The following is a 15,245-nucleotide window of genomic DNA, read 5'->3' as shown; positions in this document are numbered from 1 at the left end:
GTTCCCGGAGATCGCGGCCGACGCCGTGCAGTTGCCGGACGCGGCCGCTCTGGATGGTGAGCTCGTCGTGCGGGAGGAGAACCGGCTCGCCGTCGAGCACCTGCAGAACCGGCTCCAGCGCCGCGGCACAGCGGCAACCCGGGCCGCTGCACGGGACGCACAACGTGTCCTGGCGTACGGTGCGGCGGGCTCTGGACGGGCGCTGGCCCGAGGCCCGGAAGAAGCAGCGGCGCAAGGAGTCCCGGCTCGATGCCTACAAGCCGCTGATCGACGGGATGCTGCGCGCGGACCTGGACGCTCCGCGCAAACAGCGCCCGAGCTTTCGGGTGAGGGTGGTGCCTGTGGTGTGGCTAGGCGGCCGGCTTACGGATGCTCAGCGATGGCTGGGCCCGCCGGTCAGTCGATGCCGTCGATGATGCGGAAGTCGCGCTCGACGCCGTCGGGGAGGGCCACCAGCGCCTTCTGGTATGCCTCGCTCTCGTATGCCGCGACGGCCTGTTCAAAGCTGTCGAACTCGATCAGAACGACACGTTGCGTGATTCCGGCCTCGTGGGCGACGACTCGACCGCCACGGGACGGGATCCGGGACAGGGTGCGCCCGCCCCCAGCCTGGACAGCCGGACCGGCCAGCTTGTCGTAGGCAGTCAGCCTCTCAGGGTCGGAAATGGCGGGGTAGACACTGACCCAGTAGCCCTTAGCCATGGAAACCTCCTGTGTTCGGCCGGACACTTCCGCCTTGGAACTGACACTCAGATCGATCGATCCCGGCGACGGGTACTGCGGTCAGTTGAATCGTCATATGCGCAGGTTAGGGCTTGATGTGCGGTCGAGGGAAAGACCGGTACGGGATAGACTCAGAACGGATCGTTATCAATCGGCAGGGAGGGCACGTGGCGCCGGATACGGTGAGCCTGCGGTACTTCCTGGTGCTGGCGCAGGAGTTGAACTTCACCCGCGCGGCCGCACGGATCGGTATCGCACAGCCCGCACTCAGCGCCCGGATGCGCCGATTGGAGGCGGAACTCGGTACGGCCCTGCTGGTCCGCAACACGCGTAGCGTCGTATTGACCACGGCCGGTGCGGCTTTGGCGGAGTCCGCGCCGCCCGCGCTGGCGGCGCTGGACCGGGCGTGGGACACCGCCCGGAGCGCGGCGGCCGGTGAACTGGGCACGCTGCGCATCGGATACAGCCTCAGCACCGGGGCCGAGACGGCACCGGCCCTGGTGGACAGGCTGATTCGCGGCAACAGCGGACTTGAGGTCGGCGCGGTCCCTATGGCGACACCGGAGATCTCCCCCGCGGTCGCCGACGGCCGCATCGATGCCGGGATCACCCGCGGTGAACAGCCGGGCCGTGGCGTGCGCCGGTTCCTGCTGCGGCGTGCGCGCATCGGGGTCCAGCTGGCGCAGCACCATCCGCTGGCCGAACACCCGGAGATCGAGATCGCCGACGCGGCCGCGTATCCGCTGCGACTCCCGGACCGTGCGGCCAACCCCGTGATCCACGATCAGCTGTCCGCACTGTTCCGAGACACCCGACCACACCCCCGATTCCACACGCCCGCAGTCTCTTTCGACATGTCTCAGCGCGACCTGCGCGACGGGGTCACCCTCGCCCCGGCCTCAGAAGCCGCGGCCACGGCACAACCGGCCGGCCTCACCTGGCGACCGTTGCGAGGCGCGCCCAGCCTGACGATCCACCTGGTCCTCCCACGCGAGCAGTCGCCACTACACCGCCGCATCCGTGCCGTCGCCCAAACCCTGTCGCACGAGCTGCACTGGCTGCCGGACTGACGCGCAAGAGGTCAAGCGAGACGGACGCCTGCGGTGACGAGGCCGGAGATGGGTTCTCAGCGTGCTCTCGATGAGCAGGCGGGCTCGATCCATGCCGAGCAGGCTGCCCCGGCGGAACCCACCACTCGCACTCGCATGCGACACCAAGAGACGCTGACATTGATCATGCGCAACTCGCCAAAACGACTCCAGCGTGTTGAAGTCGGGGCGGGGCCTGGCGCGGGCGGTCGGCAGTACTTGAAGGCTTGGCAGGCCGCCGAAAACGGCGGCCTGCCAAGCCTTGGTGAACTCGGCCGGAGCTGACAGCGGTTGTGGTCAGAGGCCGATGTCGGCCAGCCACTGGCTTGTGGTCCGGGGGGTGACTCCCAGCAGCTTCTGGGCGGAGGTCTCCGGCGCGATCGAGCGGCCAGGCATGGCGCTCATCGCCTGGTAGGCCCCGGCGACGTCAGCGGCGGCGCTCTCCCCGATCAGGGGAGCGATTGAGGTACGAAACTCCTCGGCGGTGATCTGGTCGAAGGCCACGTCCCGTCCGAGCCGGGCGCCGAACGCCTCGGCCAGATCCGGCCCCGTGATCGCCGGGTACTGACCGACGGAGACCACGCCGGTGACGTCCGTGCGGTCGAGCAGGGCGACGACGGCGTCGGCGATGTCAAGGTGGGAGGCCCAGGAGACGGGGAAGTCGGCCCGGATCGGGTAGGGCAGTACGCCGCGCTCGCGGACCGAGCCGATGACGTGCGGCATGAGCAGGTTCTCGAGATAGAGCTCGGGCGCGACGACCGCGTGGGACACGCCGCTGTCGGCCAGGCCTGCGGCCAGGGTCGCGGCGGCACCGCCGGCCACGGGATCGATGGGGAAGCCGCTGGTGGAAAACACGACGCGGGCCGGCCGGGCCTCGCGGACGGCGGTGAGGATGTTGTGCGCGTAGGCCTGGCGGTCCTCCTCCGAGGCCACCGGCAGGTGGACGAAGACCCCCTCGGCACCTCGGTAGGCGTCGGTCAGGTCGGCGGCGGAGGAGTAGCCGGCGGCCACGACGCGCTGCGCGCCGGGCACGACGGCGTCGGGATTGCGGGTCAGAGCGGTCACGGTCTTGCCCGCGGCGGCGAGAGCGGCGACGACGGGGGCACCCTGGGCGCCGGTGGCGCCGTGAATCACGAAGGTCATGCCGCCATTAGTGCATGAGGTGCACCAGTTACATCAACTGCACTAATGGGGTACGGTCAAAACTGTGACTGATCCCTGTCTGCCCGAGTGCGGTGTCGCCCGGTTCCTCACGCTGCTCAACGGGCCGTGGGCCACCCTGATCGTGCGCGAACTGCTGCATGGTCCCCACCGGTTCACCCAGCTGCGCGAGGCCCTGCCCGGCATCAGCCCGCACACCCTGACCAGCCGGCTGCGCCAGTTCGAGCGGCACGGCATCGTCACTCGCACGACCTACGCGGAGATTCCGCCGCGCGTCGAGTACGCGCTGACCCCTCTCGGCGAGGGACTGCGCGAGGTCCTGGAGGCCATGGGGACGTGGGCCATGGCGGTGCCGGATCCCGAGGCCGACGTCACCGCCTGACGTACCCCTAGCCCGGCGACCCGGACACGGTCACGGTCACCGTCACGCCGAGGATGCGAGCCTCTCCCGCAGGGCGTCGTTGTCCTCGTGGTGGACGACCTCCTCGAAGCGCAGCCGCAGCCCGTGCTTGTCCAGCAGCTCCGCCACGATCGCGTCGAGCTGTTCGCGGTGCTCCTTCGCCCGCGCCTGGAGGTATACCTCGCGGACGTCTTCGGGCTCGTCGGCGAGGACCTGGTCCATGCGCTCGCGGATGTACCGCTTGAGGTTGATGTGCTCCATGAACACCTCACCGACTCCCGCCTCGACGAGCCGGCCGAAGAGGTCGTCCAGGAGTTCGGGCTGGGTGGCGAAATGGGGCAGGAGCGGGCCGACGAAGGCATAGGTGGGGATGCCGGCCTCGTTGAGTTCGGCCAGGGTGCGCAGGCGGCGGGAGGCGAATGGGGCGCGCACCTCCAGCCAGCGGCTGACCTTGTCGTCGGTGGTGGTCACGGTCACGCCGACCTCGGCGCGGGGCAGACTGGTGAGCAGGTCGATGTCGCGGGTGACGACGGGCGACTTGGTCAGGATGCGGACCAGGCCCGGATACTCGACCGTTTTCAGTTCGCGCAGGATGCCGCGGGTGAGCCGGTACTTGGTCTCGTGACCCTGGTAGGGGTCGGTGACCGAGCTGAGCAGCATCGTGCCCCGGCGCTTGTCCTGCGGCATCTTCGCCAGCTCCTTGCGGGCGAGTTCGACCGCGTTCTTCTTCACGTACAGGTAGTCGCCCCACTCCTTGACGGACCGGCCGAACTGGCGCCCGGCGAAGCTGGCGAAGCAGTAGGCGCAACCCAGTACGCAGCCGGTGTAGGGGTTGATGACGTAGTCGTTCGACGGGGTCTTCGACTTCTGGATCAGGGTCTTCGCCTCGATCTCGACCGGCTCCATGACGTACTTCCTTCCTGCGGTCCGGCGTCCGTGTGTCCGACAAGCCGGGGTCTTGTGCTGTCCGAGGGTCGACTGACGGTGGCCGAACCCATACGCACGGAACAATAATCGATGGAAGTTGCTTCCATGGAATGTAAATGATTTGCTGGTCACCAGGCCGGTCCGGAGCTCGCCATCCCGGCCAGGTCCCCACGGGCCCCCTCCACGGGGCGATGGTCGCCGCCTGGATCCAGCTGGCCTCAGAGAGTTACTTGTCTCCCTTTTCTGGGGGTTAGGAGTGCGTGTCATGACCGTTCCCGCCTTCAACTCGGTCGCCTGGTTCGAGTTCGGCACGGACCAGCCCGAGAAGGTCAAGGAGTTCTACGGCGAGCTCTTCGACTGGAAGTACGCCCTCAACACCAACACCCCCGGCGTGACCTACCACTCCGTGATGACGCCGGGAGCCGGGCAGCCGACCGGCGGCGTATGGGACTCGGAGGGCAACTTCCCCAACTACGCGATCTTCTACGTCCTGGTCCAGGACGTCGCCGCGACTGTTGAGCGCGGCCGGGAACTCGGCGCCACGGTCCTCATGGAGCCGGTCTCCGACTCCGCGGGCCTCACCTTCGCCCGGCTGGAGGACACCGCCGGCAACCACTTCGGCGTCTTCTCCGTACCCGCCCCGTAAGCCCGGCCATCGGCAGCCGGCCGTCCCCGGCCGGCCGCCCTTTCAGGGAGCGGGCGGCCCCGTAACCCGTGCGGCTTCCGCCCTGTCTCCCCGCCGGAGCGTGCCGCAGGGCCTCGTACCAACGTTCCCACGACCGAGAGGTTCCCCGATGTCCGGCGCCAGCGCCACCAGCGAAGACTTCCCCGTCCGCGTTTACGGCGGCCCCACCGCACTCTTCGAGTACGGCGGACTCAGGGTCGTCACCGACCCGACCTTCGACCCGCCCGGCGAATACCCCATGCCCCTCCCGGGCGACCACAAGCTCGTCAAGACGGACTCCTCGCCGGTCACCGCCGCCGGCCTCGGCCGCGTCGACGCCGTCCTGCTCTCCCACGACGAGCACGACGACAACCTCGACAACGCCGGCCGGGCCCTGCTGGCCGAGGTGCCGGTCGTCTTCACCACCGAGAGCGGCGCCGGCCGCCTGGGCGGCAACGCCCACGGCCTCGCCTTCTGGCAGACCGCCGAGCTCAAGCGGCCCGACGGCGGCACCGTGACCGTCACCGGCGTGCCCGCCCGGCACGGCCCCGTGGGCTGCGAGCCGATCACCGGCGACGTCATCGGCTTCATGCTCACCTCCGACGACCTGCCCTCGGTCTACGTCAGCGGCGACAACGCCGCCCTGGAGCACGTCAAGGAGATCGCCGAGAGGTTCGCCCCGGTGGACACCGCGATCCTCTTCCTCGGCGGCGCCCGCATGCCCTTCGCCTTCGACGGCGCCCTGCTCACCCTCGACAGCGCCCTGGGCGCCGAGGCCGTCAAGATGCTCGGCGCCCGACGCGTCGTCCCCGCGCACTACGACAGCTGGGCCCACTTCCACGAAGGCCGCGGCGAGATTGAGGCCGCCTTCACCGAGGCCGGCCTGGCCGACCGCCTCGACTTCGCCCGATGACCCCGACCGAACCCGCGGAGACCACGATGACCACCGCCAACCTCGACCTGGCCCGCTCCTACTTCCGGGCCGTTCGGACCGGAGACATGGCCGCACTCGGCGGCCTCCTCGACGAGCAGATCGTCTGGCACCAGCCCGGCGTCAACAAGAACGGCAAGATCACCGAGATGTGGCTCTTCTCCGGCGACCAGAACGCCGAAGACGCCTTCTGGGGCCGCTGACACCCACTGTGCACCCCCGAGGCCGGCCCGGCCTCGGGGGTGGCGAACGGTCCCACCAGAGTGAAAGGCATCGCATGCGGAAGATGACCGACGAGCAGTGGCGGGCGTTCGTCACGCACGGCACCCGCACCGGCAAGCTGTCGACCGTCCGAGCCGACGGCAGCCCGCACGTCACACCGGTCTGGTTCCTTCTCGACGGCGACGACATCGTGCTCACCACCGAGAAGAACGGCGTCAAGGGCCGCAACCTCGCCCGCGACGGACGCTTCGCCCTCTGCGTCGATGATGACCATCCCCCATACGCGTTCGTCATCCTCCAAGGGCGCGCCGAGACCTCCGACAACCCCGACGAGATGCTGCACTGGGGCGGCCTCCTCGGCGCCCGCTACATGGGCGAAGACCGCGCCCAGGAGTACGCCGCCCGCAACGGCGGCACCGGCAACCTCCTCGTCCGCGCCCACATCGACAAAGTCATCGCCTTCAACGGCATCGCCGACTGAACGAGACGCTCTGGCTCACGAGGCCGACCGGCCGGGCTGCTTCGGCGCCCGCATCGCCGGAACCGGCGTCTGGCCCGCGGCCTTCCGCTCCGCGTCCAGAGCACGTCCTGCCGCCCGCAGCGTACTGAGGACCGCGGTCACCTCGCGTACCGACTCCTCGGGAATCACCGCCCCGATCCGCAGTCGCAGTTCCTCCTCGAAGACCTTCAGCGCCCCGTCCACCAGCTTCCGCCCCTCAGGGGTGAGCTCGACGATCGAGGAACGGCGGTCGTTCGGATTGGCCCTCCGCCCACACAGGCCCGCCGCCTCCAGACGGTCGACGACCTTGCTCGTGCCGCCCACCGTGATCGAGAACTCCTCCGCGATGTCCTGGATCCGCCGCCCAGGCTGCCGCAGCAGCAGGTGCAGCACCTCGAACGAGGTCAGCGCCAAGTCGTACTCGGCCCGCAACCGCCCCTCGATGCCGCCCCACAACTCGATCTCCAGCGAGACCAGCTCCCGGTACAGCAGCTTCAGGTCACTGTCAGCCATCACTCATCTTCCAGAGAATTATCTTCCATAGACAGTTAATTGTAGGTCACCGGTCTCGGGACTCTCGGCAACGCCAGGGTTTTGGCACCGATGCTGGGGCAAGTGACTGTCTTCCATCTGACCTGGTGCAGGACGCCGACCAGTGCTTCGACGTCGGCCTTGAGCTGGGCGATCTCCTCGGCGTCCGCTGCTCGCAGTTCCCCGGCTGCCGGTCGACCTGCCCGGTGATCGCCACCGACAGTGGACTGGGTCGCGGCTAGGAGTGCTGTTCGGAGAGGTTGCTAGGGTCCAGGCATGACACGCCTGAAGATCGAGATATCCGTCCCGGAGAGTCATGCGGAGGCTGTGATCGAGGCTCTCCACGTGGCCGGTGCAGGGCGGGTGGGCGAGTACGCACGGTGTTCCAGCATCTGGAAGGTGACCGGAAACTGGCAGGCCCTGCCTGGCGCGCAGCCGTACGACGGCGAGGTGGGCGTCGTACAGCACAGTGAAGAGTGCCGGATCGAATCGGTCTGTGACGCGGCTCAGGCCAGCGCCGTCCAGCAGGCTGTTCGCGATGCGCATCCCTACGAGCAAGCGGTCATCCACTTCCTGCCGCTGTACGAGCCGTAAGCAACGTCGGCGGGTGTGCCCATCACAGCCATTCGCTGATGGCTGCGACCAGCACGGTTGCTTCGAAGCGGACGGCGGGTTTGTCGTACCTGGTGGCGACGGCGCGGCGGCGCTTGAGGCGGCTGATGCCGCACTCGACGGCGTGCCGCTGCCCGTAGTCGTCCTTGTCGAACTTTGGTGGCCGCCCGCCCCGCGATCCGCGCTTGAGCCGGTTGCGGACCCGGTCCGTAGGCACCGGAATCTGGCCTTGATCCCGCGCCTGCGCAGGTAGGTGCGGTTGCTACGGGAGTCGTACGCCTTGTCGGCCCGGGCCCGGTCCAGTCGCTTGCGTGGTCGGCCGAGCCCCAACCGCGGCACCCGGATAGCTTCCAATACCGGCTCGAACTGCGGCGACGTCCCTCGTTGCCCAGCTGTGAGCACCACCGACAGCGGCTTCTGCCCCTGCTCAACCGCGAGGTGGACCTTGCAGGTCGGCCCGCCGCGGGACCGGCCGAGTCCGTGGTCAGCCGGTTCGACGGAGACACCGCCGGACGGTTCCTTATGGAGGTCCCCTTTTTCGCCGCCCCGGCGCGTGTGCTGTCGTGCTAATGGAACACACAACGAGCGGCGCCGAAGGGCTCGGTCGCGGGTGGGGGCGACCCGCAGATCCGTGAACTGCTGATGGTCAGGGGCGCAGTGCCAAAGCGCGGCCCGGTAGCGACTGCGGGAGGAGCTCCCAAAGGTGCTGCGCCTGGGCTTTCCCCGCCACAGGCCACGCCGGGCTGGTTGCTACTGGGGGCAGCGTCCGGTGACGCCACCGCCCAAGTCGTCGGGCAGGGCGATGCGGACGGTGATGCGCTTGCCGACCGGCTCCCGCTGCACCTCGAAACCCTGCGCGACGGCCATGACGATCTCCAGGCCGTGCTGCCCGACCCTGCCCGCATCGGCGGCCCGAGCCACCGGCAGGACCGGATCGCTGTCCCACACGACCACTTCCACCAGGTCCCCGGCGATGCGCAGCTCCATCAGCACCGGCCCGACAGCGTACTTGAGCGCGTTGGTGACCAGCTCACTGACCACCAGCTGCGTCAGGTCCATCGCACGTGCGGACACCGGCAGGCCGTGCTCGGCCTGGACGCGGGCAAGGAAGTCCACCGCGCGGTGACGCGCCTCGGCGATGCAAGAGCTGTCGCCGTCCAAGGCGACGGTGTCCTGTATCAGCTGGGCACCAGGCATCACGCTGCCCTCACCCTCCACGCTGCCCTCACCCTCGGGGACTGATTCCGCCGGTTCCATCCTTCCCCCCGTTCACCCGCCTGCGCATACCCCAGACTCTGCCTCGTATGCCCGTGAGCTCGGCTACACAAAGAGTCGAACGGGTGTTCAGCATAATATCGGGGAAGGCTGCCAGCGCACATCGTGCCGGGGGCCCGAGCCCCGATCAGCGAGCGCAGTCGAGGAAAACGGTGACAGACACCCACGGATCCGCCCGGCCCGGCCTGTCGATCGACCACACCACCGTCGACGGCATCCGGGTGCTCACCCTGCGCGGCGAAATCGACCACACCGTCAAGAACGAGCTCACCGAGGCCCTGCTGGCCTCTGACGGCGCGACGCAGCCGCGGACCGTGGTCGATCTCAGCGGCGTGACCTTCATGGACTCCAGCGGCATCAACGTCCTCATCGCCGCCCACCAGGCCATGAGTGACGCACAGGGATGGTTGCGTCTGGCCGGCGCTCAGAACTCGGTGCTGCGGGTCCTTGGACTCGTCGGCCTGGACCAGGTCATCGACTGCCATTCCACCGTCGAACAGGCCCTGGCTCCCTGAACCACGCCATGCCCAGTCGCGGGTCCTACCCGGCCTCCGCGTCCCGGGCACCCTGCTGGCGTGAGCGCGGGCCGGGGCCAGGGACTGTTGGGGAAGTCAGACGGTAAGGCCTCACGGCTACTCGTACTCGTCGTCGGGGCAGTCCGTTCGCTGGAGATGTCCCAACGCTTCGTGACGCACGGTTCGTGGCAGAGTCACTTCCGTCCAGTCCCCGTCCAGGAGCATCCACATCCCGAAGAGGGCGTCGTTCTCGACATGCAGCAAGAGTTGCACTGCATGGGGGCACTTCCCTGGGCGAAGATCGTCACCCAGTCGCAGGCGGAGGCTGACGCGAGGCGCCTATCACTCGAGAGTGAGTGTCGACCCACCGTCTGTCGGGCTCACCAGCAAGCCGCAGGTGCGGCGGACAAAAGCCCGCTCACCCTGCGCTGACGCTCAGGACCGCGATAGCCCTGCAGACCCTCACCCTTTTCTTCCAGGCGGTCACCGCGGGCATGCTGCTGACCTCGTCGCACGGCTGTCCGATGCACGACGTCGGTTCGAAGGTGATGTAGGCAGCCGCCATGCTGTACGTGCTCGCCGCGATTCTGGCCTGGCGCCCGGGCGGCGGATCCCCCCGCCCCGTCCTGTACGCCACCGGCTTCCTCCTCCTCGCCTCGGCGCAGGTCGTGCTGGGCATCGCGCACGTGCCCTCGTTCCATGTCCCCTTGGGCGTGGTGATGTTCGCCCTCAGCACTCTGGCCCTGATCCAGACACTGTCCCCGCGCGTGCTGCCGCGCCCCCACTGCCAGGCCGTAGCCGCGCCGCATGTCATCGCGGGTGAACAGGGCGTCCCGGCTGCCGTCCGAGTCGTAACTCGTGACCCGCGCGGACAGAAGACAAAGAACAAGCTCTGTGCGGCGGCCGTACCTGGTTTTCGTCGTGCTGCCGGTTCACGGCTGGAACTTGATCGGAGTCTCCGTCGGCCCACCACCGTCGGTGACGAACTGCCAGATGGTGATGGCGGCGACGATCTGGGCGATGAGATACGCCGCCTGCAAGGCGAGGTAGCGCATCTGGTAGACGGACAGCAGGAGGCTGAGCCGTGACGGCCAGTAACGTCGTTCTCCGCGGAAGGTCTCCAGGTCCATGGCGAGGGCGGTGACCGTAAGGATCAGCAGGGTGAGGGACACGTCCAGCGCGGCCTCGCCGTGGCCTTCGTCGGTGGCGAGGCGCGCCAGCGCGTCGAGTCCGATGGGCAGGGCGTACGCCAGTCCGAGGCCCAGGGCGCGAGCGGGTCCACGGCGCCCGGGCAACAGCCGCCACAGGGCTCCCAGCAGGAAACCGGCGCCGACCCACCCCAGTCCCCACAGCAACAGCGTGAGCGCCGTGTCCGCGGCGCCCCATGACGTCTGCTCCCACGAGCCGTTCTGGATCCAGGTCCGCCATGTCATCAGCGCGCTCGCCGGGGCGGCGAGGAAGGCGGCGTACGTGGCGGCCAGGCGGCCGTTCTCCCACCACGTCGCGCGCGGCCCCCAGGCCAGGACGACATCGACGACGGTCACGTCGGAGGGAAGCCGGTCCGAGGCCTGTCGGTTGGTGTGCCCGGGTGTACGCCAGCGGTGGAGCCCGCGCAGCCGACGCTCCACCGCAGCTCGGGTCATCGTCGTCTCGTCGGATTGGCCGTGGTCCAGCCGTCGCAGGGTGGCGTGCAGTTCCCGGTACTGGCGGGCGCGATGGAGAAAGTCCACGCGGTGCGCCTCGGCGAAGACTTCGCGCAGTGGCCGTCCGGAGACGTCCAGGCGCTGCGCGAGCGTCGATCGCCGGCCGCCGACGATGAGGAGTAACCCCAGCAGGGCGATGTCCAGGCCGATCTGGAGCCATACAAGGGTGCCGTTGTTGAGGTAGGACCCGATCAGGGGTGTGATGAAGGCGGTGTAGAGCAGCATCATCAGCAGGATGTCCGGTGCGGCTGGGGCAGCGTGCTGGGACTGCGGCGCGGTGCCGCGTGCCCGCAGCAGTGCGACGATCGCCAGCGCTGTCAGGACGGTGTCGTAGCCGAGCAGCCAGCCGGCGCTGTCGGCCGCCAGTTCCTGCAGCCCGCTGGTCAGATGCTCGCCGTGCCGCGTGGCGTACTCGTCGGTGGCCGGGTCACTGAGCCAGGACACACGGTCCCATCCGCGCTCCGACAGCCACAGATGACAGCCGACCAGTACGCCCGCCAGCGCCACGGACAACGGGACCAGCACGGGCAGTCCGGGCCGCCGGTGCGGCGCCGACAGCTGCCGGGCCCAGACGAGGGCGCCGCAGAGCAGGGCCGACTGAGCGAGCACGTTCGCCGTGATGAGGGCCTTGGTGGAGGAGGAGACAAGGATCGAGGTGACGGCCGCGGCCCCGAGAGATCCGGTCACCGCTACGACGGCGGGTCCCCGGTGGCACAGCGCGGCCATGGCGACCGCCGCCACCGCCGACAGGGCGACCCCCAGGACGGCCTCGTCGTTGGGCGGGCCGAGCGCGAACCCGTTCAGGACGGCGAGGGCGGGGCTCAGCCACACCCAGCCGACCAGTCGTCGAGCGGCGCTCGTCTCCTCCGGCGTGCCCAGAGCGCCCGCCGGTCGGCGCCGGGCCGATCGGGCCGCCGTGGTGGCGACCGCGGCGATCCCGACCATCCAGACCAGGCCGCCCAACACACCGACGTTGTTCATGTCTCCGTCGTCGCGTGCCGCCCACGCCCGCTGCCAAGGCGGGGTCGTTCGTACCGCGATCTCGGGAATCGATCGCGCGGACCCCGTCGAGGGCTTCCACACCAGGGCGTGGGCGCCTCGGCCGGCCGCCGGCTCTGGCCGCGCCCACTCCGCGCCCTGCGCGCCCGGGTCGATCTCGATGGTGTCCCACCGCGCGGCCCGCAGGGCCTCGGGTGCCTTGAACCGGATGGTCCAGCGGGTCAATCCCGTCTCGATCCGCCAGGGCCCGAGCGCCACATGGCTCGCGTCGACCCAGGCGTGCGTCTCCATCCGGATGCGCACCTCCTTGCCGTCGGAGGTGATGCGGGGAGGGGCCTTTCTCCACTCGTCCGGGCGGAGCGGCTGGGCACCGGCTTCCTCCCGCACCAGGCAGCCCAGGGCCTGCCGGTACGCTCCGCTGTCCTCGCCCATCAGGAGTTTCGGCGCCAGCGGCCACGACGTTGGCACGCGCACGGTCATCACGCTCTCGGCCCTGCTGTGCGTACGGCCGTGGTGGAGCAGACGCAGCGACGCGGAGGCGCGTGCGGAAGCGAGCCGGTGAACGGCACAGTCGCCCGCGATTCCCACGGCGCCGTACGCCTCCGCCGGCGCCGTCAGCCAACACGCCAGAGTCACCAGCGCCACGACGATCAGCCGCACAATCCGCCCCCGCTCCCCACCGTCCCCTCAGGGTCATGCCACCGGAATGTTCGTCTCACTCCCCCGACTGGGGATCGCGGCCGAGCGTGCCAACTGGCCGATCGCATCGGCAGCCTGCGTGTGTCGGCGAGAACTCATCGAAGAACACCGGTAGTTGCATCGGCGGGATGGGAAGGCATTCGCGGCGCCGGTCGGACCACACCGGCCCGTGTACCGCACCTTGCGGGACTCCGGTGCGACGGGACGGCCGGGCCGCAGGCGGAGCACAGCGGCTCCCTGCCGCAGGCGCCTTCAGGCCTCGTGAACCGTGGCGCGGCTGGTGCGGCCGGGAAGTTACAGCGGGAGCCGTATGCCGAGTTCCCGCATGGCCAGGGAGAGTGGGCCGCCTGGATCGTTCGGTTCTGGATCCTTTGCCGCGGGGCTCTATGGTGCGCTGGTAGGCGGTTTCGGCGGGAACTCTCCTGGCGTGCAGCCCTGATGGCCGACAGTTGACCGCGACCCCGTTTGCCGGGACCGCTACCGGACCGGGCCGGCCAGGGTGCTGATGGGCAGCGGAGGGCACCTCTCCGGCGTCCAAGTGAGGTCAACCAGCTCCTCCGGGGGATCGTCTCCGTCCCGGACGGCCATGACACAAGCCTTCGCCTGCTGAAGCCCCAACAGCGGGGCCTGCTGCCGCAGGTGGCGCATCGCGGCCATGGTCCCCTCGGAGTGCACGAGCGCCGCGGCGGCCGCGACCAGCCGGTCGGGCGGCCGGACGCCCCTGATCTGCTGGAGGTAGAGCTCTTCCCAGACACCGGCGACGTATGCGGTGGCAGGGATGTGGTGGATACTCCCGTCCCGCCGGTCCACCAGGTAGGGCCCGTGGCCCACCAACATCTTCCCGATGTCACGGCTGCGGTTGTACTCCACCGATTGCCAGACGACCAGCCACCCGAGAGCGTGCTCCTTGATCTCGCAGACGGCGAGCTCGGGGAGTCGTGCCATCCATGGTGACTCCTGCCGCCGTCTCGACAGCAGGGCCTTGACCAGCTCCACGGCGCGCTCCTTGGTAACCACGCTCCTCATCTTTCACCACGGCGCAACCGGTTTTGATCCCCGATCTGACCAGTCGCGTATGCCTAGATCGAGATCCAAACCGCGGTCTCGGCAGTGCCCGGACACCGCGTACGCGGTCTGGATCCGAACAGGCCTGCGCCGCAGGCCTGTTCCGGCGTGAAGAGGCAGGCGTTCGCGCCATCGGCAGGGGGTACGGAACAGGGGCGGGCAATGTGCCCTCCGGCCTGGGCGTTCGGAGTTACGCTGCCCCGGACAGCGGTGTGAACAGGGAAGCGGGGGTCCGGATGGCGGATGCGGACGACTTGTTCCCGGGTGGGCGTGCCAGCCGGGAACTGCGCGGTGCGTTTGAGGACGGTTCCGAAACCCCAGTCGCCCTCTCGGCGCTCGGGGCTTCTCTTCGTCGGGCCGCGGCGGCGCTCGCGCAGATCCGCGATGACGACGGCGTCGCCGCACTCGAGGGGCTCTTCGGTCTCTTCGACGCGCTGGACGACGTCCCGGTGCTGGCCGCCGAGGTCCCCCGTCTCGTGTCAGCCGCTCGGCCCGGACAGCGGCCGGCGGAGCAGTTGGACAAGCGGCTCGCCGAACTCACCGAACTCGCGGAACAGGTACGGAGCAACCGAACCGTACTGAAGCGGCTCACGGCCGCCGAGGACGAGTTGCGCCGCCGCCTGGCTGAACACGCGGAGTTGCGGGAGAGCATCGACGAGCTCCACCGCCTCGAACGCCTGGTGGAGACGCTGGACGAGCTGAGCGGACAGCAACAGGTGGTGGCCGAACGACTGGAGGTCCTGCGCTCGCGGGACACCTCGGTCGAGCAGAGCCTGACCGCTGACTGCGAGGCGTTGGTGCGGCTCAGCGAGGACCAGTTGGACGCGCTCGGCCCGCGAACCCGTGAGGCGCTGCGCCGGGCCGAGGCGAGCGGCGAGCGGCTCGCCTCGGAGGAACGGAAGCTGGCCCGGGTCACTGCTGAACTGGAAGAGCTGCACCAGCGCGTCGAAACGGTCCGCGCCGAGCTCGGGGAGCGGGTACCCGAGTGGGAGCGCTACGCGCGGGCGGACCGGGAGCTGGCGGAGGCGTTGTCCGCGTGGGAGCGCGTCGACGGCGACGACACCGGCGTCGGTCGCGGGGGCCGGCCGACCGAGGGCGGGACGGCGCTCGAGCAGGCGCGCCTCGCGGCCGCCGATGTGGAGCAGCGCCTCGCCGCGATCGATCGGGTACTGCGGGAGGCGCTGGAGCCGCCGGACAGATCCGGGAACGCCGGACAGGTCTGATCTTGTGA

At 69.3% G+C, this 15,245-nt stretch carries 18 protein-coding genes and 2 pseudogenes; 11 read left to right on the top strand and 9 right to left on the bottom strand.

Annotation, left to right across the window (positions count from 1 at the left end; genetic code table 11):
* Positions 1-396: 396 nt before the first annotated feature.
* Entirely contained in the window at positions 397-702 is a 306-nt protein-coding gene (locus tag QC385_RS20215) for a DUF1330 domain-containing protein (protein ID WP_243382301.1), read from the bottom strand.
* Positions 703-890: 188 nt separating this feature from the next.
* Here QC385_RS20215 and QC385_RS20210 point away from each other — a divergent pair, with 188 nt between their 5' ends.
* Complete coding sequence (locus tag QC385_RS20210) at positions 891-1,793, top strand: LysR family transcriptional regulator (protein WP_279542718.1); 903 nt, start codon at positions 891-893, stop codon at positions 1,791-1,793.
* Between the two features lie 315 nt (positions 1,794-2,108).
* Here QC385_RS20210 and QC385_RS20205 read toward each other — a convergent pair whose 3' ends face one another.
* A complete protein-coding gene (locus QC385_RS20205; protein WP_279542717.1) occupies positions 2,109-2,954 on the bottom strand; it encodes an SDR family oxidoreductase in 846 nt (281 codons plus the stop codon).
* A gap of 64 nt (positions 2,955-3,018) precedes the next feature.
* Here QC385_RS20205 and QC385_RS20200 point away from each other — a divergent pair, with 64 nt between their 5' ends.
* Complete coding sequence (locus QC385_RS20200) at positions 3,019-3,354, top strand: winged helix-turn-helix transcriptional regulator (RefSeq protein WP_086847441.1); 336 nt, start codon at positions 3,019-3,021, stop codon at positions 3,352-3,354.
* A gap of 42 nt (positions 3,355-3,396) precedes the next feature.
* On the opposite strand, the gene QC385_RS20195 is transcribed toward QC385_RS20200, so the two are convergent.
* Positions 3,397-4,278 carry an SPL family radical SAM protein gene (locus tag QC385_RS20195; RefSeq protein ID WP_279542715.1) on the bottom strand — a complete coding sequence of 294 codons (882 nt, stop codon included), beginning with the start codon at positions 4,276-4,278 and terminating at the stop codon, positions 3,397-3,399.
* A gap of 286 nt (positions 4,279-4,564) precedes the next feature.
* Here QC385_RS20195 and QC385_RS20190 point away from each other — a divergent pair, with 286 nt between their 5' ends.
* From QC385_RS20190 to QC385_RS20175, 4 genes are all read left to right on the top strand, one after another.
* Positions 4,565-4,945 (top strand): VOC family protein, encoded by a 381-nt coding sequence (locus QC385_RS20190; protein WP_279542714.1) that lies wholly within the window; start codon positions 4,565-4,567, stop codon positions 4,943-4,945.
* Between the two features lie 148 nt (positions 4,946-5,093).
* Positions 5,094-5,876 (top strand): MBL fold metallo-hydrolase, encoded by a 783-nt coding sequence (locus QC385_RS20185; protein ID WP_279542713.1) that lies wholly within the window; start codon positions 5,094-5,096, stop codon positions 5,874-5,876.
* Positions 5,873-6,097 (top strand): nuclear transport factor 2 family protein, encoded by a 225-nt coding sequence (locus tag QC385_RS20180; RefSeq protein ID WP_443032945.1) that lies wholly within the window; start codon positions 5,873-5,875, stop codon positions 6,095-6,097. The genes QC385_RS20185 and QC385_RS20180 overlap by 4 nt, the downstream gene beginning before the upstream one ends.
* Positions 6,098-6,171: 74 nt before the next feature.
* A complete protein-coding gene (locus tag QC385_RS20175) occupies positions 6,172-6,597 on the top strand; it encodes a PPOX class F420-dependent oxidoreductase (protein WP_279542712.1) in 426 nt (141 codons plus the stop codon).
* 15 nt (positions 6,598-6,612) lie between these two features.
* Here the strand turns inward: QC385_RS20175 and QC385_RS20170 are convergent, their stop codons facing one another.
* Entirely contained in the window at positions 6,613-7,128 is a 516-nt protein-coding gene (locus QC385_RS20170; protein ID WP_279542711.1) for a MarR family winged helix-turn-helix transcriptional regulator, read from the bottom strand.
* 125 nt (positions 7,129-7,253) lie between these two features.
* Between QC385_RS20170 and QC385_RS20165 the strand changes: the two genes are divergently transcribed.
* Both QC385_RS20165 and QC385_RS20160 read left to right on the top strand, forming a co-directional pair.
* Complete coding sequence (locus QC385_RS20165; RefSeq protein WP_279542710.1) at positions 7,254-7,388, top strand: hypothetical protein; 135 nt, start codon at positions 7,254-7,256, stop codon at positions 7,386-7,388.
* Positions 7,389-7,422: 34 nt separating this feature from the next.
* Positions 7,423-7,740, top strand: coding sequence for a hypothetical protein (locus QC385_RS20160; RefSeq protein ID WP_279542709.1), 318 nt, complete (start codon positions 7,423-7,425; stop codon positions 7,738-7,740).
* Positions 7,741-7,762: 22 nt separating this feature from the next.
* Here QC385_RS20160 and QC385_RS20155 read toward each other — a convergent pair whose 3' ends face one another.
* The 3 genes and pseudogenes from QC385_RS20155 to QC385_RS20145 form a co-directional block, all read right to left on the bottom strand.
* On the bottom strand, positions 7,763-7,975 hold the full coding sequence (locus QC385_RS20155) for a hypothetical protein (RefSeq protein ID WP_279542708.1): 213 nt from the start codon (positions 7,973-7,975) through the stop codon (positions 7,763-7,765).
* Between the two features lie 59 nt (positions 7,976-8,034).
* Positions 8,035-8,160, bottom strand: a pseudogene (locus tag QC385_RS44065) (IS5 family transposase); the annotation flags it as partial.
* Positions 8,161-8,508: 348 nt separating this feature from the next.
* Entirely contained in the window at positions 8,509-8,955 is a 447-nt protein-coding gene (locus tag QC385_RS20145) for an ATP-binding protein (protein ID WP_279542707.1), read from the bottom strand.
* A gap of 230 nt (positions 8,956-9,185) precedes the next feature.
* Here QC385_RS20145 and QC385_RS20140 point away from each other — a divergent pair, with 230 nt between their 5' ends.
* On the top strand, positions 9,186-9,548 hold the full coding sequence (locus QC385_RS20140) for an STAS domain-containing protein (RefSeq protein WP_279542706.1): 363 nt from the start codon (positions 9,186-9,188) through the stop codon (positions 9,546-9,548).
* 428 nt (positions 9,549-9,976) lie between these two features.
* Positions 9,977-10,294 (top strand): annotated as a pseudogene (locus QC385_RS20135) (hypothetical protein); the annotation flags it as partial.
* 186 nt (positions 10,295-10,480) lie between these two features.
* Here QC385_RS20135 and QC385_RS20130 read toward each other — a convergent pair.
* On the bottom strand, positions 10,481-12,910 hold the full coding sequence (locus QC385_RS20130) for a DUF6185 family protein (protein WP_279542705.1): 2,430 nt from the start codon (positions 12,908-12,910) through the stop codon (positions 10,481-10,483).
* A 516-nt stretch (positions 12,911-13,426) separates the two neighbouring features.
* Positions 13,427-13,966: a YrhB domain-containing protein gene (locus QC385_RS20125; RefSeq protein ID WP_279542704.1), complete on the bottom strand. Its 540-nt coding sequence runs from the start codon at positions 13,964-13,966 to the stop codon at positions 13,427-13,429.
* A 284-nt stretch (positions 13,967-14,250) separates the two neighbouring features.
* On the opposite strand from QC385_RS20125, the gene QC385_RS20120 reads away from it, so the two are divergent.
* Positions 14,251-15,237: a hypothetical protein gene (locus tag QC385_RS20120; protein WP_279542703.1), complete on the top strand. Its 987-nt coding sequence runs from the start codon at positions 14,251-14,253 to the stop codon at positions 15,235-15,237.
* The last annotated feature ends 8 nt before the right edge of the window (positions 15,238-15,245 follow it).

The sequence above is a fragment of the Streptomyces sp. DH10 genome (assembly GCF_029813805.1).
GTDB classification, from domain to species: domain Bacteria; phylum Actinomycetota; class Actinomycetes; order Streptomycetales; family Streptomycetaceae; genus Streptomyces; species Streptomyces coeruleofuscus.
Note: the sequence above shows the minus strand (reverse complement) of the source record. Positions and strands in the feature narration are given on the sequence as shown.